15 protein-coding genes are annotated in these 20,845 nt (G+C 41.3%); 8 read left to right on the top strand and 7 right to left on the bottom strand.

Annotated elements, in window-relative coordinates; translation table 11 throughout:
• Positions 1 to 2 precede the first annotated feature (2 nt).
• Positions 3 to 2,264, bottom strand: a complete 2,262-nt coding sequence (locus CK503_RS14475) for an ATP-dependent helicase (RefSeq protein ID WP_095607546.1) — start codon at positions 2,262 to 2,264, stop codon at positions 3 to 5.
• A 286-nt stretch (positions 2,265 to 2,550) separates the two neighbouring features.
• Entirely contained in the window at positions 2,551 to 5,253 is a 2,703-nt protein-coding gene (locus tag CK503_RS14470; protein ID WP_217988426.1) for a valine--tRNA ligase, read from the bottom strand.
• Between the two features lie 198 nt (positions 5,254 to 5,451).
• Between CK503_RS14470 and CK503_RS14465 the strand changes: the two genes are divergently transcribed.
• The 6 genes from CK503_RS14465 to CK503_RS14440 all read left to right on the top strand — a co-directional run bounded on the left by CK503_RS14465 (position 5,452) and on the right by CK503_RS14440 (position 11,298).
• The gene (locus CK503_RS14465; RefSeq protein WP_095607545.1) at positions 5,452 to 6,330 is read left to right on the top strand and encodes a LytR/AlgR family response regulator transcription factor; all 879 of its coding nucleotides are present in this window, start codon (positions 5,452 to 5,454) and stop codon (positions 6,328 to 6,330) included.
• Positions 6,331 to 6,584: 254 nt separating this feature from the next.
• The gene (locus tag CK503_RS14460; protein ID WP_095607544.1) at positions 6,585 to 7,301 is read left to right on the top strand and encodes a tetratricopeptide repeat protein; all 717 of its coding nucleotides are present in this window, start codon (positions 6,585 to 6,587) and stop codon (positions 7,299 to 7,301) included.
• A 21-nt stretch (positions 7,302 to 7,322) separates the two neighbouring features.
• Positions 7,323 to 8,006 carry an ABC transporter ATP-binding protein gene (locus CK503_RS14455; RefSeq protein ID WP_095607543.1) on the top strand — a complete coding sequence of 228 codons (684 nt, stop codon included), beginning with the start codon at positions 7,323 to 7,325 and terminating at the stop codon, positions 8,004 to 8,006.
• On the top strand, positions 7,999 to 9,225 hold the full coding sequence (locus tag CK503_RS14450) for an ABC transporter permease (RefSeq protein WP_095607542.1): 1,227 nt from the start codon (positions 7,999 to 8,001) through the stop codon (positions 9,223 to 9,225). The genes CK503_RS14455 and CK503_RS14450 overlap by 8 nt, the downstream gene beginning before the upstream one ends.
• A gap of 22 nt (positions 9,226 to 9,247) precedes the next feature.
• Positions 9,248 to 10,000 (top strand): outer membrane lipoprotein-sorting protein, encoded by a 753-nt coding sequence (locus tag CK503_RS14445; protein WP_176466324.1) that lies wholly within the window; start codon positions 9,248 to 9,250, stop codon positions 9,998 to 10,000.
• Positions 9,997 to 11,298 (top strand): hypothetical protein, encoded by a 1,302-nt coding sequence (locus tag CK503_RS14440; RefSeq protein ID WP_095607540.1) that lies wholly within the window; start codon positions 9,997 to 9,999, stop codon positions 11,296 to 11,298. The genes CK503_RS14445 and CK503_RS14440 overlap by 4 nt, the downstream gene beginning before the upstream one ends.
• 172 nt (positions 11,299 to 11,470) lie before the next feature.
• On the opposite strand, the gene rsmB is transcribed toward CK503_RS14440, so the two are convergent.
• The 4 genes from rsmB to CK503_RS14420 all read right to left on the bottom strand — a co-directional run bounded on the left by rsmB (position 11,471) and on the right by CK503_RS14420 (position 17,359).
• On the bottom strand, positions 11,471 to 12,790 hold the full coding sequence (gene rsmB, locus CK503_RS14435; RefSeq protein ID WP_095607539.1) for a 16S rRNA (cytosine(967)-C(5))-methyltransferase RsmB: 1,320 nt from the start codon (positions 12,788 to 12,790) through the stop codon (positions 11,471 to 11,473).
• Between the two features lie 198 nt (positions 12,791 to 12,988).
• A complete protein-coding gene (locus CK503_RS14430) occupies positions 12,989 to 14,305 on the bottom strand; it encodes an APC family permease (RefSeq protein ID WP_095607538.1) in 1,317 nt (438 codons plus the stop codon).
• Positions 14,306 to 14,351: 46 nt separating this feature from the next.
• Complete coding sequence (locus CK503_RS14425) at positions 14,352 to 15,200, bottom strand: class I SAM-dependent methyltransferase (RefSeq protein WP_095607537.1); 849 nt, start codon at positions 15,198 to 15,200, stop codon at positions 14,352 to 14,354.
• Positions 15,201 to 15,760: 560 nt separating this feature from the next.
• A complete protein-coding gene (locus CK503_RS14420) occupies positions 15,761 to 17,359 on the bottom strand; it encodes a histidine kinase dimerization/phosphoacceptor domain -containing protein (RefSeq protein ID WP_095607536.1) in 1,599 nt (532 codons plus the stop codon).
• A 356-nt stretch (positions 17,360 to 17,715) separates the two neighbouring features.
• Here CK503_RS14420 and atpD point away from each other — a divergent pair, with 356 nt between their 5' ends.
• Positions 17,716 to 19,215 carry a F0F1 ATP synthase subunit beta gene (gene atpD, locus CK503_RS14415; RefSeq protein WP_217988425.1) on the top strand — a complete coding sequence of 500 codons (1,500 nt, stop codon included), beginning with the start codon at positions 17,716 to 17,718 and terminating at the stop codon, positions 19,213 to 19,215.
• An 18-nt stretch (positions 19,216 to 19,233) separates the two neighbouring features.
• Positions 19,234 to 19,653, top strand: coding sequence for an ATP synthase F1 subunit epsilon (atpC, locus tag CK503_RS14410; RefSeq protein WP_095607534.1), 420 nt, complete (start codon positions 19,234 to 19,236; stop codon positions 19,651 to 19,653).
• A gap of 62 nt (positions 19,654 to 19,715) precedes the next feature.
• Here the strand turns inward: atpC and CK503_RS14405 are convergent, their stop codons facing one another.
• Positions 19,716 to 20,819: an acyl-CoA dehydrogenase family protein gene (locus CK503_RS14405; protein WP_095607533.1), complete on the bottom strand. Its 1,104-nt coding sequence runs from the start codon at positions 20,817 to 20,819 to the stop codon at positions 19,716 to 19,718.
• Positions 20,820 to 20,845 lie beyond the last annotated feature (26 nt).

Genomic DNA, 20,845 nt, shown 5'->3' with positions numbered 1-20,845 from the left:
TATTACCCGACAACCTGCATTTTTGCTGCACGGAGCATCAGTGTTTTTCGTCCTCGTTCTTTAAAAAATACAACAACTTTGGTTCTTTCTCCTTGTCCGCTGCGACTTATAATTTTACCCTGCCCAAAAACGTTGTGAATAACTTTTGCTCCAACCTGAAATGGATCCTCATCAGGATTATCGTAATGAATTTGCGTATGTGATGAGCGATTATTTTTGTCATACAGCGGTTTTTTCCAGTCGTACTCTACCTTGGTATCACCGTTATTAGGACTACTGTTCTTCTTACCAGAGAACCTGTTCTTATCCTGATTGATGGAAGATCCTGTTTCGGTACGTACCACGTCAGAGCTCACTTCATCGAGGAAGCGAGAACGGGTTTTCCGTTGCTCTTCACCATATTTATATCGACTTCGGCAATGGCTGAAAAACAATTCCTGTTCGGCACGTGTAATAGCCACATAAAATAGTCGCCGTTCTTCTTCAATGTTCACATCTTCGTTATTACGGCTGCCAACCGGGAAAAGCTCTTCTTCAAGTCCCACAATAAATACAACAGGAAATTCAAGGCCTTTGGCCGCATGCACCGTCATCATTGTAACGGCAGGCTTCTCTTCATCGTATTTGTCAGTGTCTGTGATTAGACTTATTTCCTGTAGGAAAGAACTGAGCGTAGCATTATCGTTGTTTTTCTCGAAATAGGAGATCGCATTTTGGAGCTCAAGGATATTTTCCCGACGGGTCATTGATTTTGGAGAGTTTTCCTCCACCAGCGATTTCATGTAGCCGGACTCATCCAGCAGCTGCTTGGTGACTTCAACTAAGCTTCTGCCATTTGCCAACTGTTGTTTTAGACTGTTGATCATGCGAACAAAGTCCTTAACACTATTTTCAGCCGGTTTGTAAACATCGGCTTCTTCCACATTTTCAAGAATGCGCCATAGTGATTGTCCGGTTTGTCGGGCGCGGTTCATCAAGTCTGAAAGCGATTTTTGCCCAATCCCGCGCGATGGTTCATTGATGATGCGCATCAGGTTGGTATCGTCTTCCGGATTAATAAGCAATGTCAGATATGCCAGTACGTCTTTAATTTCTTTACGCTGATAGAACGAAAGACCGCCAACAAGCTGATACGTAATTCCTTTTCTGCGGAAAGTCTCCTCAAAAACGCGACTCTGATAATTCGTTCTGTACAGTATGGCAAAGTCGTTGTAGTCATATCCTTTGCGCATCTTTAAATCCTGGATATAATTCGCTACCCGGTTGGCCTCATCGCGCTCATCATAATTATCGAGCACAGTGATAGTATCGCCCATATCATTATCAGTCCACAGCGTTTTATCGAGCTGCTTACTGTTATTTTTGATGATGGAATCGGCAGCCTTCAATATGGCTTTGGTCGAGCGATAATTCTGCTCGAGCGGAATTTCAACCGCATCCTCGTAGTCACTTTTGAAATCCAGGATATTACTGATATCAGCTCCTCGAAAAGAGTAGATGCTCTGGGCATCATCACCTACCACACACAAATTCTCGTACTTACTGGCCAGCATATTGGTGACCTTATACTGGGCATGATTGGTATCTTGGTACTCATCGATCATGATATACTTAAAGCGATCCTGATATTTTTCTAAGGTATCGGGATGTTCATTAAACAGCTCAATCGGTTTGATGAGCAGATCATCAAAGTCCATTGCGTTATTGTGCTTCAGCCGCTCCACGTAAATTTTGTAGATGCGGGCCGTAATATCATCGAGTGTGCTGTGGACAAACTTTTCACCGTAATGGTCCGGATTGATAAGCTCGTTTTTAGCATCGCTGATACGCCGCTGCAGAATACGCGGTTTTATTTCTTTGGGATCGTAATTGTTTTCCCGCAAAATCTGTTTAATAGCATTTTTGGAATCCTCAGTATCATAGATTGAGTAGTCGGAATTAAACCCTATTTTTTCAGCTTCATAGCGAAGAATTTTCGAAAATACTGAGTGAAAAGTTCCCATCCACAGCCGTTTGGCTTCTTCGCCGATAAGCTGCCCGATACGTTCCTGCATCTCCTTCGCAGCCTTATTAGTAAAAGTAAGCGCCAGAATTTCGTTAGGCGCCGCCATATTTTGATGGATCAGGTATGCAATGCGATAGGTGAGTACTCTTGTTTTACCGCTGCCGGCCCCGGCCACAATCAATAGGGGACCTTCGCCGTGACGTACGGCACGTCTTTGTTGTTCGTTTAAGTCGTGTATGAAATCCGGTTCTTTCGGCATAAAAGGCTAAAAACTAAATATCTTGTTGTTACTACTTCTCTCAACTCTGCAAAAGTATTGCTAAAGTAGTTTGATTACAGTATAGCTTGTTCAATCTCCCTAAACCCCTCTTTTCTAAGACGGATTTTTTAAGTATAAAAAATAAATAAAGACTGATTGTCCTCCTTAGAGAAGGAGGACAAGAGGATTGAAACAATTAAATAAAATCGATTAATATTTAATATATGTAACAGCTTATTGCTTTTATCTCTAAAGTCAGCTTTAATTTTTCCTATCAGGGAAGATATTATGAATCGAGTTCTTCTAAAATTTCGCGCAGTTTTTCGAGATTCGTTTCCGTGTCTTCTTTCTTGTCCCGTTCTTTTTGAACCACATCCTTGGGCGCATTATTAACAAAGCCATCGTTATTAAGCTTGCCCTCGATAGATTTTAAAAACCCTTCCAGGCGATCAATCTCTTTTTGGATGCGTTCACGTTCTTTATCCAGATTGATGAGTCCTTCAAGGGGTACAAAAAGCTCGGTACCTTCAATAACGGCCGACGCTGAAGTTTCGGGTTTATCAAGATCCGCAGCTACCTTAAACGTATGTATAGACTGAAGCTTGCGAAAGATCCACTCATTATTGCTTAATGCGTTGGCCGTTTTTTCATCTTTGGCCTTGATCAGTAGATCAATTTCATCATTGGGACTCAACTTAAATTCTGCCCGAATATTTCTGATTGATGAGATCATCTTCTGAATAGATTCGAAAAGTGCTCGGTCATTCGTAGAAACAGAAGCTTTATCAAATTCCGGCCACGAAGCTACAATCATTGCTTCTTCGGTGTCACGGTCGCGGATAAGCTGCCAGATTTCCTCAGTAATGAATGGCATAAACGGGTGTAGCAGTTTCATCAGCTGCTCAAAGAAATTGAATCCGCGCGACAGACGATCTTCAGGAATACTTGCGCCCGGTTCGTCAGCTTTGATGAGCTCGATATACCAGTCACAGAAATCATCCCAGATCAGCGAGTATATTTTGTGTAACGCCTCGTTGATACGGAAGTTTTCCATATCTTTGTTGATGGCGTCGATGGTTTCGTGCAGACGTGAGAGCATCCAGCGGTCGACAAGATTATCTTCATCTATTTCAAGGGAATCTTTGAGCTCCATTTCCTCCGTTCGATTCATTGACAGGAAGCGGAAGGCGTTCCAGATCTTATTGGCAAAATTTCGTCCCTGCTCGCAAAGTTGCTCTTCAAAAAGGAGATCGTTACCTGCAGGAGAGGAGAACAGCATTCCCACGCGCACACCGTCGGTTCCGTATTCTTCCATTAATTTAATTGGGTCAGGCGAATTACCCAGCGATTTTGACATTTTGCGACGCTGACTGTCGCGGACGATACCGGTATAGTATACATTGCTGAATGGCTTTTCGTCCATAAATTCATAGCCGGACATAATCATCCGAGCCACCCAGAAAAACATGATTTCGGGAGCGGTAACTAAGTCCTGCGTAGGATAGTAATATTCTAATTCTTCATTCGCTTCTCCGGTACGAATATACTCCGGATCAAAAACCGTAATCGGCCACAACCACGATGAAAACCACGTATCAAGGACGTCTTCATCCTGATGGATCTGGTCTGCTGTTAAATCGTTATTACCGGATTTTTTTCGTGCTTTTTCAACGGCTTTTTCTTCGGTTTTGGCCACAACATAATCGTCTTTTCCATCGCCATAATACCAAGCCGGAATGCGTTGACCCCACCAAAGTTGTCGTGAAATGCACCAGTCTCTAATATTTTCCATCCAGTGGTTGTACGAGTTTTTAAACTTAGATGGATGGAACTCAATATTGTCGTCCATCACATTTTTGTGGGCCGGTTTGGCCAGCTTATCCATTTTGCAAAACCACTGCAGCGACAAACGCGGCTCAATGATGGCGTCGGTCCGTTCCGAGTACCCGACCTTATTTTGCATTTCTTCAATCTCAACCAGCTGGTCACTTTTTTCCAGATCTTTGATAATCAGTTCCCGTGCCACAAAGCGATCTTTACCGACATAGTGCTCGGCAGCATCGCTTAGCGTGCCATCGGGATTAAGCATATCGATTATTTCCAGGTCATGCTTCTGACCAATCTCATAGTCATTTTCGTCGTGAGCCGGCGTGATTTTCAGGCAGCCGGTTCCGTATTCCATATCCACGTATTCATCGGCAATAATGGGCACTTCACGTTGCACAACAGGGATGATTGCCGTTTTGCCGATCAGGTCTTGGTAGCGTTCATCATCAGGATGAACGCACACAGCCGTATCCGCTAAAATGGTCTCGGGACGTGTTGTAGCAATCGTAACCCACTCGTCGCTGTCTTTAATTTTATAGCGAACATGATAGAGTTTAGAGGTTTCCTCTCGGTGAATAACCTCTTCATCAGAAAGAGCGGTTTGTGCTTCCGGATCCCAGTTAATCATCCGCTTGCCACGATAGATATAACCACGCTCGTAGAGTTCGATAAAGCAATCAACGACAGCTTCGTACAGATCATCTTCAAGCGTAAAACGGGTCCGTTCCCAGTCGCAGGAGGCCCCGAGCTTGCGTAGTTGTTGCAGGATAATTCCCCCGTGTTCATCTGTCCAGTCCCAGGCATGTTCAAGAAATTCTTCGCGAGTAAGATCTGCTTTCGTGATGCCTTCTTTGCGAAGCTTTTGGACAACCTTGGCTTCGGTAGCAATAGAAGCGTGATCGGTCCCGGGAACCCAGCAGGCGTTTTTGCCCTGCATGCGGGCACGTCGGACAAGCACATCCTGGATCGTATTGTTGAGCATATGTCCCATGTGTAGTACGCCGGTGACGTTGGGAGGGGGGATGACGACGGTATATGACTCGCGGTCGTCGGGCTCGGAATGGAAAAAACCATTATCCTCCCAGAAGCTGTACCATTTGTCTTCGATACTGCCGGGATCAAAATGTTTTGGGATGTTTTGAGAAGCCGTGGGTTTATCCAAAATTATGAAAGCTCGTTTTGCAAGTTTCGATTTTCGCTATTTAAGTCGCAAAGATACGAAAAAGGAAAGAAGATGTAGAGTGGGAATTTTTGTAAAATATTATAATCATGAATAATAAAAGTATTGTCTGGGATATTTGGCAAATAAAAACCTTTTCCCCTTTATTTATTAATAATATGCCTAAAATTAATTTTAGCTATGAGAAACAAGATTTTAGAAATATTTATTAAACCTCATCCATTATTTACGAGTTATAATGGCTGGTTTAAAATTAGCGGGATTAGTGTAGGTATAGTTGCTTTCCTGATGATCTTTCAGCCTTTTGGTTTGAAAGGCGTAACAACTGATCAAGGATATCTCTATCTAATTGGATATGGGTTTGTAACATTTGTGGCTCTAACAATATTTCTAAAAGTTATTCCTTCGTTAAAAATATGCTTTCCCTTTTTTGAAGATGAAAACTGGAAAGTTTGGAAGCATATCGTTTGGATACTGCTGACGGTGTTATTTATTGGATTTCTGAATCTTGTCTATACTGCTTTATTTTTAGATGAGTTTAACCTGACGTTATTTGATTGGATTTTATTTGAGTTTTATACCTTGTCAATATCTGTCATCCCTGTTGGATTTACTACCCTTCTTCGGCATAACCAGTTATTAAAAAAGCATGTTCGATCTGCTACCCAAATTGGTGATGGAGTACATAAATATGGATCTTTTACTGCAAATAATACCCTTTCTTTTACTCTACAGGGGCAGAACAAAGATGAGGTATTACCCCTTAAAAGCAGTGAACTGCGTTATATTACCTCTGAAGGTAATTATGTGAAGATCAGTTACTACAGTAATGGTACGTTAAAGCAAGAATTGTTGCGAAGTACCCTAAAAAATGTTCTCAAGCAGTTGGAAGAAGATAACTATTTAATTCGCTGTCATCGCTCATATATTGTTAATACTGCTTTCATTGAGGAGGTCAAAGGCAACGCCCAGGGATTACAATTATCAGTATCAGATTGTGATGAAAAAATACCAGTTTCTCGTAGATATATTGATGAAATACAAGATGTTTTGAAGTAACTACACTGATATTTTAAGGATTTCCCTTTCTGCCTTTTTTGCGATTTATCCCAAAGTATTGTTAAACATCCCAATCTTTGTTGCTCGTCACAAATCTTTGTTATTCATCACAGAGGGTTCTAAAAGGCATTTCAGATTAAATACATTGGGACAGAAAGTTAGTTCGATGACGTAGTCAAAGTTATCTAAACCAATAATATATGTGCCTTGCGAAAGCTTAGACAAGGCACAATATAAACTCAAAAGATTATATTATGTATAAAAAATTAACTTACCGCTTAGTACTCTTATTTCTTATTTCAGGGCTGTTTTTTATAAAAGCCTGTAGTGCACAGTCTGCAAGACCCACATCAAACGAGAAACGAGCTATAGCCAAAGCTGATTCAATATCACAGGCTATGGAAAAGAACTCTAGAGATATTGAAAAAAGATTTGAGCTGGGAAAAACGTATTATGATTTAGCAATAACGTATGGCAAAGAAAAATATATTGACAAAGCAGAAACGCATTTCCGGAAAATTTTGGAAGTTGATGATAATCATGCTTTGGCGTATGCCTATTTGGGAAGTTTGACAACCGTTAAAGGGAAACATGCTTATGCGCCCTGGAAAAAGCTTGATCATGTGGAGAAAGGATGTGATTTAATGGACAAAGCTGTTGAGCTCGCTCCCCAAAATGTTCGTGTGCGAATGGTAAGAGCATTTAATAATTTGGAATTACCTATCTTTTTTAACCGATTAGGATATGCTATTGAGGATTTAGCTTTTCTTCGTGATGGAAGGGTTTGGCCACACCTAAATAAACCGTTGCAAGCAGAGATACTCTATTCTTCTGGTTTTGCGCTTCAACAAAGTGGTAACCAAGAAAAAGCCAAAGAGATGTACAAAAAAACTCTGGCTTTAAACGTATCTAAAGAAAATCCATTTAAGCAGAAAGCAAAGGCAAAGTTGAAAAACTTATCACAAGAATAATAGGTCTACAATACCATTATTATGCAGCTAATCACTATTAAAAACCTCTTTAAAACCTACCGGCTCGGGGATGTGGAAGTATCTGCTTTGCGTGGACTTTCACTATCTATTGAGCAAGGAGAGTTCGTTGCTCTCTATGGTGCCTCCGGAAGTGGCAAAACCACATTGTTGAATATTATCGCCTGCATCGACGCTCCATCCTCGGGGAAAGTATTCTATGAACAAAAGCAGATTAATTACAGTCAGTCCAAGAAACTCGGTCAGTTTCGTCTAAATAAAATTGGTTTTGTTTTTCAGTCCTACAATTTGGTACCCGTTCTCAATACCTATGAAAATATTGAATATCCTTTGTTATTAACGGCTAAATCTGAAGAAGAAAGAAAGCAGTTGGTGGAAAATATTATTGATCAGGTAGGACTTACTGACGTTAAAGGTCATAAGCCAAGACAGTTATCCGGCGGACAAAGACAGCGGGTGGCAATTGGCAGGGCTTTGGTGAACAAGCCCAAGCTTGTAATTGCAGATGAGCCAACGGCAAACTTGGACGTTAAGACCTCGCGGCGGATTTTGGAGCTGCTTACGGGTCTGAATGAGGTTGAAAATACCACCTTTCTTATTGCTACTCATGATCCTTTAGTGAAAGAGTATGTTGGACGAAGCATAATGATTAGAGATGGGAAAATAAGGACCAAAGAACATGTTTAAATTTTTTCGATTATCAATTAAAAATGTATTTCGAAACACGCAACGTACGGTCTTAACTGTTTTGACAGTTAGTATTGGCTTTATGTCAATTATTGTGACGGCCGGTTATATGGATTACGTATTTGTTGGTCTGCGGGAATCCTTTATTCGCGGGGGTACAGGACATATCCAGATATTTAACAAAGAATATACGGAAAAAGATGAGCAGCATTTGCTTGAATATGGTTTGCAAGATTATGAAAACTTAAAAAATGATATTAGCTCTGATAAAGAGGTTCGTTTTGTGATGAAACGGATTGAGTTCCAGGGATTAGTTTCAAATGGTGAACAAACCAAGGTTTTCTTAGGCAAAGGAGTAGAGCCAAAGAAAGAAAGCAAGCTTTCGACATTTTTTGTTGAGATGGAGAAAGGAACTTTTCCCGGCCTGATAAAAAATGAAGAAGGGGAGTTGCAGGGGGCTGTTGGAAAGGGCCTAGCCCAAGATCTGCAGGCCGAAATTGGTGATTACCTGACCTTACTTTCTGCTACACCTGGTGGTATGTATAATGCAATCGATATAAAGCTATCCGGAATATTTAGTACCGGAATTCCCGAGTATGATAATCGGCAGGTGATGGTAGATATATCCACAGCCCAGCTATTGTTGGATACTGATAAAATATCCAACCTTGTTGTTGTTCTTGATGAGACATCACAAACCCCCCAAACACTGGATAAATTCGAGAAAAAACATGCTTCTGTATCTTTTTTGTCATGGTCCGAACTAACTCCCTATTACAACAGTGTTGTAGCTTTGTATGAAAGAGGATTCGGAGTGCTTGGGATTATTATTGTATTTATTGTGGTTTTGGCCAGCTCAAACACAATGACAATGTCAGTGTTTGAACGTACAAAAGAGATTGCAACAATTTTGTCTATAGGAACATCGAGGCTGCGTGTTTGGCTTAACTATATTTATGAGGGATTTCTTATTGGGGTGCTTTCGTCAGTTATCGGAACGGTACTAAGCTATACTGTTATTTTTACCATCAATGAAATGAATTTAACGATGCCCCCGCCGCCAGGGCGTACTACGGCCTATCCATTGACGATAACCCCTCTGCATTCTACGATTTTGATCGTCACCTTATTAACTATTGTAGTGTGTGTAGTAGCAACCCTGTTACCGGCGTACCGGGCGTCAAAATTAAATATCGTAGAGGCACTAGGTCATGAATAATCAATCCAACAATAGTATTATAATGGGTAAGAGTAACAACTCCATGTTGTTTTCGGTTTGTATGCTTTTGTTTATCCCTATTTCTACCCTGGTATCGGTGGAGTCAACATTGGTGGACCCAGCGACAATTCTTAAAAAGGCTGATAAAACCCGTACTGTTTCCGGATCTATGAAAATTGATGTTACGATTGAAGTCTATAAAGATAATCAACTTAGTAACAGTGAAAACTTTGAAGTGTTTGCTAAAGGAGATGATAAGACTCTTATCAAATCGTACAATGACGATAAGGTACAGCGGCTTATATTATCTGTGAAAAATAATATGTGGGTTTATTATCCTAATACGCGTAAACCTTTACGCATTAGTCCTTTGCAACGGATGATGGGACAGGTGTCGAATGCTGATATAACGAGAATCAATTTTTCAGGCGACTATACTCCCGAACTGTTAAGAACAGAGGCTGCCGAGGGCAGAGAGTGTTATGTGTTGCAACTGAAGTTAAAGGGAGAGGCTAATCAAACATATCCTAAAATTGTTTATTGGGTTGCCAAAGAAAATTTTCAGCCGGTAAAAGCGGATTTCTATCTAATTTCTGGAAAAAGGCTGAAAAGTGCTTATTACGAGAAATACAAGGATGGGGTATTGTATAAAACTCGTATAGAGAGTGCATTGCGTAAAGATCAATATTCACTGATATACTATAATAAGATGACCAGTGAGCAGGTGCCTGATATTTATTTCAATAAAAATTATATCAGCCGACTGATAAAATGAAGGTTATTTCATCCCTTTCTTGGTTGACCATAAAAGTATTACTGGTACTCTTATGGATTGGGGGATCCGGAATTTCTCTGGTACAAGGCCAAAACCATCTCCAACCATTAATAGATAACGTGGAAGTTACCTTATACAGTGATCTGCAGCTTAGGGATTTGAATAAGCAAACTCCCTTTAACAGGAATAATTATGTATTTGATCTACCGAGTAATACGCAATTTGCGAATCTTAATGCCTACTATAAATCCAACAACCTTGTAGCCGATATAAATGTGGTTGAATATGGAAGTGGTTTTGAGTTTGAAAATCCTGAGATCTACATGCGGCAGCTTTACAAGTATTTTTTGATTGATTACAAACTCAATATCGGTTTTGGTAAAAAGATGTTTTACTGGGGAAGTGGATACTTTCGGAATCCGGCTGCTTTTGTAAATTTTAAACGCGACCCTACGAATCCTGATGATCGGCTAAATGAATATACTGGCAAACCGTTTGTTCATATTGGCTATTTTTTTCCGGAAAGCAATATTGACCTGGTATACACCCCGGAAGTGAAGGTAGACTTGAAGCAGCTTGAGTATACTGCTACAGAGTTAGTCTTTCGGTATTATCGTTTTTTTGAGAATTTAGATCTTTCGTTTCTATTGAAATACAACAATAAGGAGCATAATGCTGCAGGGTTGAGTATGGCTTATACCTTACAAGATGACTTGGTGCTTCATTTTGAGGGAGCCCTGCAACACGGGTATAAAAAGCAGCTACATCATTCTATCGTATCCGGTGAGTCAGACACAGTATATCAATCCTACCCCTATGATCGGGTACAAAGTGAGCATCCTATTCCCAAACTATTGGCCGGTTTTAGCTTTACCACTCAGAGTGGTTATAATATCATCGGGGAGTATTACTATAACGGCTTAGGGTTATCCTATAGTGATTGGAATGATCTGATAACACATCTGGAGTATTTAAATTCATCAAAGAGTGACCGGTTTGGGAAAGGGGTGGTAACAAATAACATCAAATGGAGTGCACTATCACTCAATGATAGGAAACATTACCTGCTCCTTCGTTTCCAACGGTCTTTTTCAGGTATTAATGCTAACCTCGTGACTCTTTCTAATATTGTGGATACCAGCACCTTTTTACGTTTGAAAGCAGGAACAAAAATAGTGGGACCGTTGAAAGGAGAGGTGCAGATTGAACGGTTTGTGGGCACTTCCAAAACCGACTTTGGATCCATATTTTACAAATGGAACATACATCTTACTTTGAAACTAAAAATTTCACAGTAGATGCTAATTTCGTCTTGATGCTCTGCCTTTTAGGTCACAACGCAGAGCATTGTGACCAGATAAAAAGCTTCCGCAGCAGAACTACGGAAGCTATATAAATCAGGTTGAATTATAGATTCTGAAACCCCGAGTGATCGGGACACAGCAAGTTCAGAATAACACAGTACTTTAATTAGCTGGTCCGCTTCAGCAACACCCCAAAGTGTCCGTCGCAGCCGTGCTTGTGTGGAAAAGTTTGATAAGCCAATCCGCCATGGGCAATAACTTCGTCCGGCACGTATCCTTCAACCGATTGCATCTCAAAGTTTTCGTGGCGGTCGAGGAAGTTCATCACTTGTTCCATATTTTCCTCCTCTTCGAGTGAGCAGGTACTGTATACCAAACGTCCACCTTTTTTAACCATCTCTGCGGCAGAATCGAGCAGTTCAGACTGCAATTGTACTGCATTATCAAGTGATTCTTGATCGCGTCGCCAGCGTAGGTCAGCTCGCTTACTGAGTACTCCGGTTCCCGTGCAGGGCGCATCCAGCAGAACGGCATCTGTTTCATCGAGCTCTACTTCTGTCGCATCAGCCCGGCGGACCCGAATATTTTCGGCGTGATAGGAGAGGGCGCTTTCGGCCAGTTTATCTAGTCGTTCAGAAGAAATATCAACGGCTAAAATATCGCCTTCGCCATTCATTAAGTCAGACATTAAAACGCTTTTGGTACCGGGCGCTGCACAAAGATCGTAAATTGATTCACTTGGATCCGGATCCAAAAGGTAAGGAGCAAATCCTGCTGCAATATCCTGAACCTGGCAAAAACCTTTATCCAGCCACCCTTTCGAAATAAAGGGTGCAACGCTGTCAACTTTGAAATAGCCCGGTAGCCAATCGCTTTCTTCAAAATCGATACCGTGCTTGGTCATCCGCAGCTTAAAATTTTCTGTTTTTGTGCGTAGGTTGTTGGCGCGGATATAGTAGCTGGGCCGTTTGTTGTTGGCCTGCATTAACTTAAAAGCTTCTCGCTCTCCGAAACGGTTGGTCCATCGTTTTACCAGCCATTCGGGGTGCGAAAAGGTTGTAGCAACCAACTTAGTACGATCTTCGAAATTAGGTTTGGGAAGATTATCAATATCCCGCTGTAGGTTGCGCAGTATTGCATTGGTAAGATCACCGGTGCGCGAGCCGAGACTGTATTTTGCTATCTCCACGGACTCGTTAATAGCGGCATAATCAGGAGTACTGTCCATAAATACCATGTCATATACGCCGAGACGGAGAATATTTTTCAGACTCGATTTCATCTCATCAATCTTCACGTTCGAAAACTGGTCGATAAGAAAATCAAGGTAGGAGCGACGTCTTAAAATATTTTGCACATACTCGCGAACTTCAGCACGGTCGCGGCTCTCAAGCTTATTGGCACGGGAATAATCAAGAACTCCGTTATCTTCAAAATCTATTAGTATTTCTACGCTGATAGAACGAGCTGTTGCTTCGGTATCCAATGCAATATCTGTTTAGTGTTAAACTTTCCGGTGATAAAAATCCAGCAAACCACATCCACAAAGTGTGACAACTATTATGTTTACTTTTTATTATTCTGAGCGAATAAAATACGTGGTTCTCAGGTTGCCAAAAATACGATTTTAGCATGGGAGTTGCTAATAGAGAATAGATTATATTGGTTCGGTTTCCGAGATCTTCTACTGCGGCTTATTTTGTGCCCAATAGTAAACCGGAAGTCCTACTGCCAATATAGCTATACCAACCGTCGCTCCCCATCCGGTAAACATCACGCTTGAATACAAAAGGTATGAGGCACATATGATAAACAGAATGGGGGTAAGTGGATAGAACGGGACTTTGAATGTATCACCGGAAGATTCTTCTCTATTTCTAAAAAGGAAAAGCGTAATGGTGGTGAGAAGGATGAAAAACCAGAAAACCGGGGCGGTGTAATCAACCATCGTGGAAACAGCCTCTTTGGTAAACGCTCCTATAAAAACCAGTCCGAGACTTATGCCTCCTTGGACCAGCAAAGCATTAATGGGGGAGTTATAATGGGGATTCCATTTGCCAATCCATCCCAATGCACTAAAGTCGCGTCCCAGTGCATAGTTGGTTCTTGCACCGGTAATAATGGTTGCATTGGCGGTTGATAGTGCAGAAATGATGACGATGGTAGCCATGATAAAAGCTCCCTCGGTCCCAAAAATACTGTTGGTAAGATCTACACCTATTGTTTCGGATGTGCGGAGCTGTTCGAGTCCCAATACCTGGAGGTAGGCACTATTTATAAGTACATATAGAACGGTAATTACAGTCAATCCAATGAGTAGTACCTTGGACATATTTTTACGAACCCCTTTTAATTCTGCGGAAAGGTAAACTCCTTCATTCCATCCGCCATAGGTAAGTAGAACAAATATCATAGCAGTACCTGCCGAGCTGTTGACTGAGGAGCCGGTTTGGGGCGTAACTTCACCGCCGGTAATAACGCCGGCAAGTCCGCAGATTAGCAAAATACCCACAATAAGAGTGGTCATCCCATTTTGGGCATTTTTTGCGGGATGGGTGCCCCAGATATTCAGTCCGGTTAACCCGATAACAGTGATGCCAGCATAAATAGATGAGCTATATGTTCCCAGGTCGTAAATAGTGGATGCATAATCCCCAAGTATAAAAGCAGCTAAGGCAATAGATCCTGTTTGAATGACGGTCATGCGTCCCCAGGAAAACAAAAAGCCTATGGCTGAACCATAGGCCTCAGTAAGAAAATAGTATTCCCCTCCGGCGTCGGGCTTCTTTGATGCAATTTCAGCGTAGCACAGTGCGCCAATAATGGATATGAGGCCACCGGCCAGCCAAAAACCGATATAATGAAGTTCGGTTGCAGCATTTTGGGCTACTATGGAAGGTAGGCGAAATATGCCGATGCCCACCACAATGCCAACTATGACAGCTATAGCGCTAAGATTGGTAAAAACTTTTAGCGGTGAACCCGAATCGGATGTGTTCATGCAGCGGGGCCAAAACTTTTGTTAGGATAAGCCGGAATAAAAGAAATTATTTTTTTGTTGCCGACCATTGATAAAAATTCTTTTCCTGGCCGTTATGATGCTGCATCATCCCGTTTATCTTATCTCCTTCAACGCGTCCGCTAAATATATAATTTTGATCACCATTTGATGCTCGCACAGTTATTCGCTTGCCTTTTAACTCGGCTTTGTGGATATCAAAAAAGGTGTCACTGTTATCGGTAAGTTTTGCGGAGATTTCCTGAAAACGCTGTTTAATCGTCATATTAAAATTGGTGCCATTAAAATCCCACGACCATGTACCTTCTGTCTGTGCCGGTATTACCCAGTAATAGATGTCGTGGCTTCTCCCGTCATTATTTACAACGACCTCTTTATCAGCTTTCCAGCTTCCCATATCAAAACTGTGCGAAACGACTTGTGTGCCGGGTTCCAGCTTATTTATGAGTTCGGGCCGCAACTTTTTGTTTACTGAGGGCAATAAATACATCGTAATAACAGAGGCTTTACTAAAATCGGTTTTAAATATATCTCCCTCCATAAACATTATTTGGTCATCAACACCTTCGCTGCTGGCATTTTCGCGAGCTTCGGCAATACGTTCAGGATCAAGGTCAATGCCGTGGCCATTGGCGCCACGTTTGGCGGCCGCAATCACGATACGTCCGTCTCCGGATCCTAAATCAATGACATAATCACTGGATTCTACATCAGTTAGATCGAGCATACGTTCAACCACGTTATCGGGCGTAGGTACGTAGGGAACATCCAGATCCTGAGCTGTAACGTGAGATGCAGAAGTGAAAATTAATCCTAAAAATATTAGCACCCCAAAAAAGGAGTAAGATAATGATTTAACCGATGTTGGCTTTTTCATAATTGGGTTACTTAAGTTTTAATGGATAAATAATTGTGTAATCTACTACAGAATAAAAGCTTTATGTCTCTTTAAAGAACCAACTTTTTTATCAAGTTGTTCCATAAGGCCATAGTCATTACATCTTTTAATGGTTGTTAGGGCATAAGTAGATATGCTACAATTTTTAGTTAACTATTATCTAAAGAAATATAGATTAAACAAAACAAATGTGAGTATGGAGTATTTTTAAATGAATTGCACGAATTTTAAGAATTTTGAACCACTTTTAGTGCTCTCTTTTACTACTCAAGGTGGGGCTAATTAGCATATGGAGTGAAACACAATATGGGCACCTTGGTGCAATGTCTTTTAGGCTGGTACTATCCTCAAATAGTTATATCGGACAGGATACTGGAGCTTTTAAATATGTATCATGATGTTTTTTTCTTCTCTGTAGCAAACTCCCATCATTTAAGGGTACCAATAACTGCTTGAAAGATATTGCTGCAGTCATTTGGGATAATAAGTTTACCCCGATTATACTACTCGAGTAGATAACAAATTTTGTAAAAGAAGGCTTAATTCTGAAATACTAAAGTAAACGTTGTCCCCTCGTCTGGCTCACTTTCAATAGATAGTTCTGCTTTAAGCTGTTTGGCAAACTTTTTTATGAGGGTCATTCCCAGCGATTTAGTTTTTAGATTTTCTGAATCCTGAGGGAACCCCACTCCATTATCACGGATGTAAATATTTATTTTATCATTTTTTACCGTACTCCCAAGTTCAATAAAACCATCAGACCTGCCATCAAAAGCATGTTTATGGGCATTGATAAGAATTTCATTGATTACCAGTCCAAGAGGAATAGACTTTGACATATCAAGGCGGGCATCTTCCAGATTAAATCTAAGGTCAATCTCAGCATTTTTGTCGACAAATGATCGATGGGTTAGGTCGCCAATACGTTTGACGTATTCTTTCATACTGATATTAGATAACGACTCATTTTGATAAAGAGCCTCATGAGCCAGTGCCATCGATTTTATGCGTGACCGCGCGGTTCTGAAGGTTCCATTTTCTCTATCATGTGAGGAGGTTTGTTCCTGTAATTCCAGCAAAGCACTTACCAGGGCCATGTTGTTTTTAACGCGGTGATGAATTTCTTTGAGGAGTACTTTCTTTTCATCTAATGAAACCTGCAGCTTTTTTTGACTTTCATTTAGCTGACGTGTTCGGCTTTCCACTTCTGATGTTAGCTGTTTATTCCAGCCCCCGATAAGCTTAAAGCCACCATATCCGGCTATTATAATAATTCCGATAGATATCCATGAAATAATTTCAAAGGATTCCAGCGCATTAACCACATCAATAACAGTTGCTGTTTTTTCTTCAGCCATCACCTCTTGAACTCTTAGCTTACCTAAGTATTTACCAGAGAATATAAATAGGGCAAGTGCGCTCGTGATTGATGCTACCGCTCCGGATACCCATTTTAAGGATAAGCGACGCCGGTCGGGAAGTTCAAATAATCGACTTTTTAAGCGTTCGATCATAGGAGTGAATAACCATAACAAGGGACCTGTTATTACCACAGCCTGAATAAATGAACCGCTCCACCAGCTCTTCCAGATCATCAAAGTTTCAGAAGCGGAAAGTTGGTGCGTAAAACTCCAGATAAAAGATCCAAGAGAACTCCCTATAGAAGCGATAAACATGATAGAAATAAAGAATGCAATACTTTTAAAACTTCTTAGATCATAAGCGATATTAAATCCCTGATACGCCATTGCACAGATAGCCACGCCTAATACAAAAGCAATTGCAAAAACAAGGGCCCAGCCCCAAGGCATACTTGAATGAAAGGCAATAATAAAAGAACATAAAAAGATGGGTATAAATCCCCACTCAAAACCGAACCAGAAAAATAACAGAAGTCCTAAAATGAGTGCGGGATTAAAAAGAAAAAACTTAATGATATCAACACGGTTGGAAGATAATGACATCCATTCACTGGGCAGTAGGACTATAGTAGCATATAAGGAGCCGGCAATGGCGAGAATCCATATCGATAACACCCCCCAAACGCGTACATCTGTTAATGAATAACGTGAAAGAAGGATGTCAAATGTCAGCGGATTCCACAGAGAGGGAGTGTTATGTTGATCCTTACGATTCAAAACTTCCCGATTTATTGGCTGTTGATATTCAGTTATGCAAGGTAAGAAATCCACAAAGCATTAAAAATATTTAATGTTTATTAAAATGATGGTACTGTGGATGAGGTGAGAGCTTAAGTATACAGAGTAGGGTTTAATTTTAATTAGGGATTAAGATGGAAGTCCTAAAAGGGAATTACACCACTTAGTACGGAAGAAATATTCTGTGTAAGTAATTAGGATGTAATAAAGGGCTGATTCGACTTTCATTTGCTCGTAAAAAGTCCTAACTTTTGCCGCTTCTTATGTGGTAGGAAATTTACATTTCTCCCCAAAAAGAAATTATCAAAAGTTAACTCATTAGAACTAAATAAATAATGAATAAAGGAACCGTTGCACAAGTGATTGGGCCGGTTGTGGATGTTGATTTCGATGAAGGCGACATTCCACCGGTACTAAATGCACTTTATATCGAAAGAGAAGACAATTCTAAACTCTATCTGGAAGTTGCTCAGCATCTCGGAGAAAATCGTGTTCGTACGATTGCGATGGACTCTACCGATGGACTGGTTCGGGAGATGGAAGTTGTTAATACTGGAGCTCCGATCTCGATGCCGGTAGGTGAAGACATTCTTGGACGCGTATTTAACGTGGTAGGGGAACCTATTGATGGAATTGAGCCTCCCAAAGGAGATCGAAAATATCCTATCCACCGATCGGCGCCTGATTTTGAAGATCTGGCAACTTCTACCGAAATGCTTGAAACCGGGATCAAGGTTATTGACTTGCTCTGCCCTTATGCGAAAGGAGGTAAAACCGGACTTTTTGGTGGTGCCGGTGTAGGAAAAACGGTTCTTATTCAGGAATTGATTAACAATATTGCGAAAGGTCACGGTGGTCTTTCGGTTTTTGCCGGTGTAGGTGAGCGTACTCGTGAGGGTAATGACCTTATCCGTGAGATGCTTGAAGCCGGCATTATTGATTACGGCGAAGAGTTTAAAGAGTCCTTTGAAAATGGAAAGTGGGATCTTAGTAAAGTAGATAAAGAGGCTTTGAAAGACTCAAAAGCTGCCTTTACCTTTGGTCAAATGAATGAGCCGCCGGGAGCTCGTGTTCGTGTAGCACTTTCCGGATTGACACTGGCCGAATATTTCCGTGAGGAAGTTTCTCGGGATATCCTGCTCTTTATTGACAATATTTTCCGCTTTACCCAGGCTGGTTCTGAGGTATCAGCGCTGTTAGGACGTATGCCTTCTGCGGTAGGTTACCAGCCAACATTGGCTACCGAAATGGGTGACCTGCAAGAGCGTATTACTTCCACTAAGAAGGGATCTATTACGTCTGTTCAGGCGGTGTATGTTCCAGCTGATGACTTGACAGACCCTGCGCCGGCGACGACTTTTGCTCACTTGGATTCTACAACGACCTTGAGTCGTGCACTTACACAGATCGGTATTTATCCGGCTGTAGATCCGCTGGACTCTTCTTCCCGAATTCTTGATCCGCATATTGTTGGTAAAGAACATTACCAGACGGCACAGCGAGTAATCGAGATTCTCCAGAAGTATAAAGATCTTCAGGATATTATTGCCATCCTGGGAATGGATGAACTTTCAGATGAAGATAAAACAGTTGTGTCACGAGCTCGACGTATTCAGCGATTCTTAAGTCAGCCATTCTTTGTTGCTGAACAGTTTACGGGTCAGCCCGGTACCTATGTCAATATTGATGACACTGTTAAAGGTTTCAAGAAGATTCTGGACGGTGAGCTTGATCACTTACCAGAGAAAGCTTTCTACATGGTTGGTACCATTGAAGAAGCAGAAGAAAAAGGCGAAGAATTGTTGGCCGAGGAAGAAGCTGAAGCCGCAGAATAATAATAGGGTATATAACCAATGAACACCTTTAGTGCTCAAATATTAACTCCAGAAGGTTCTATCTTTGATGGTGAAGTGACTGGAGTGCAGGTCCCCGGAGAAATGGGGAGTTTTGAAGTTAAGGCGCTTCACGCCAATATTATTTCTTCACTTGAAATCGGAGAAATACTGGTTCGCAAAGCTACCGGTGGCGAGCAGCATTTCGCTGTAACGGGCGGCTTTGTTGAAGTAGTGGATAACAAGCTGACGTTGCTTGCCGAAGCTGCTGAACCGGTTGAGGAAATCGATGTTGAGCGAGCAAAACAAGCAAAAGAGCGTGCAGTAGAGCGTCTTGAATCTGATGACAAAGAGATCGATAAAGATCGGGCCAGAAAAGCACTCAAGCGTGCAGAAAACCGGATCAAACTATCGGTTGATATAGGGATAAGTACCCAGTAGTTCTTACTATTTTGATAATTTCTTAAAGGCGATCTCTGTTTGGAGGTCGCCTTTTCTATTTTTTAGTGTCCATCATTATTTGACCTTAGAAATATATGTTGACTGGCGGTGTGTAAATCACGCCAACATCTATTTATGATGGAATCAGGATTGATAACGGACATACCTAAAAGTGGATAAAGGTCTTGGACACAATTGAGAGCTGTTTTGCATGATTGCTGAGATTGAACAGATACCTTATTGACATGATCAACCCTGAGGTCTCCAGAGCTTTGTAACTCCCTCCATGACTGTGCTACGGTTTTATAAACGACTTCTTTTGCTGTATTAAATTTTAGATGTGAGTCTTTAAACTTTGACCGTAAATATGTCGGAAGTCTGTCAAGATCGGTTACATCATTTTTGGACAGCAATATCTGTTTGGCTTCATCGAAAAAACGCCTTGCTACGCCAAGCATTGAAATTGCCAGCGTACAGTGAGCAAATGCTTTAAATGGATAGTGGTAGAGCAGTCCGTCTACTTTAGCGGAAGCCGGTGAGATTGTAAATGTTCGTTCATTGGGGATTTGAACATCCTGTATCTCAAAATCATGACTTCCTGTTGCTTTGAGTCCAAAACTGTTCCATGTATTGGTTATCTCAATTTCATTGGGATAACATGCAATAGCCTTGGTAATGGGAAGCCCTTCTTTCTGGGGTATTTCTCCATCTATTGTCACATAGCAGGTTGCAGTAATTAGGGTAGCATGATCAATGCCGGAAGCATATTTCCATTTCCCGTTAATTTGAAAACCGGAGCTTATCTTTTCTGCTTTGCCCCCCGGGAATCCCGAACCGGCAATTAATGTATTCTTTTTACTAAAAATAGAGCGAGCAAATTCTGGTACCATGAATGCACCAAAAAGGCCGGCACCGGCGGTAAGAGTGAGTGTCCAGCCCAGGCTCCCATCTATCCAGGATGTGGCCTCAAGCCAGGGTAGTGCTTCAGGTAAATCATACTGCAATCCGCCGGATTGCCGGGGAACAAAAAGATCCGGGAGTTTCTTTTCGTTGAGGATATCTAATGCCGATGATGTCAGCTTTTCTAAATTATCAGAACGGTTAGCTTCTTCAGTGAGATCAGAGATTTCCTGTTCGGAAAAATAATCCGAGATGTTGATTGCCATATAATGAGACTACTCTTTCAGAAAAT

Origin of the sequence: Fodinibius salipaludis (genome assembly GCF_002287075.1) — a bacterium.
In the GTDB taxonomy this organism is placed as follows: domain Bacteria; phylum Bacteroidota; class Rhodothermia; order Balneolales; family Balneolaceae; genus Fodinibius; species Fodinibius salipaludis.
The sequence above is the reverse complement of the archived record's forward strand: the minus strand, read 5'-3'. Positions and strand labels throughout refer to the sequence as shown.

Bases quoted from the DNA above. Each gene is read 5' to 3' on its own strand.
- CK503_RS14475 (WP_095607546.1), bottom strand. From the start codon at position 2,264: ATGCCGAAAGAACCGGATTTCATACACGACTTAAACGAACAACAAAGA.
- CK503_RS14465 (WP_095607545.1), top strand. From the start codon at position 5,452: ATGAGAAACAAGATTTTAGAAATATTTATTAAACCTCATCCATTATTT.
- CK503_RS14460 (WP_095607544.1), top strand. From the start codon at position 6,585: ATGTATAAAAAATTAACTTACCGCTTAGTACTCTTATTTCTTATTTCA.
- CK503_RS14455 (WP_095607543.1), top strand. From the start codon at position 7,323: ATGCAGCTAATCACTATTAAAAACCTCTTTAAAACCTACCGGCTCGGG.
- CK503_RS14450 (WP_095607542.1), top strand. From the start codon at position 7,999: ATGTTTAAATTTTTTCGATTATCAATTAAAAATGTATTTCGAAACACG.
- CK503_RS14445 (WP_176466324.1), top strand. From the start codon at position 9,248: ATGGGTAAGAGTAACAACTCCATGTTGTTTTCGGTTTGTATGCTTTTG.
- CK503_RS14440 (WP_095607540.1), top strand. From the start codon at position 9,997: ATGAAGGTTATTTCATCCCTTTCTTGGTTGACCATAAAAGTATTACTG.
- CK503_RS14430 (WP_095607538.1), bottom strand. From the start codon at position 14,305: ATGAACACATCCGATTCGGGTTCACCGCTAAAAGTTTTTACCAATCTT.
- CK503_RS14425 (WP_095607537.1), bottom strand. From the start codon at position 15,200: ATGAAAAAGCCAACATCGGTTAAATCATTATCTTACTCCTTTTTTGGG.
- atpD (WP_217988425.1), top strand. From the start codon at position 17,716: ATGAATAAAGGAACCGTTGCACAAGTGATTGGGCCGGTTGTGGATGTT.
- atpC (WP_095607534.1), top strand. From the start codon at position 19,234: ATGAACACCTTTAGTGCTCAAATATTAACTCCAGAAGGTTCTATCTTT.
- CK503_RS14405 (WP_095607533.1), bottom strand. From the start codon at position 20,819: ATGGCAATCAACATCTCGGATTATTTTTCCGAACAGGAAATCTCTGAT.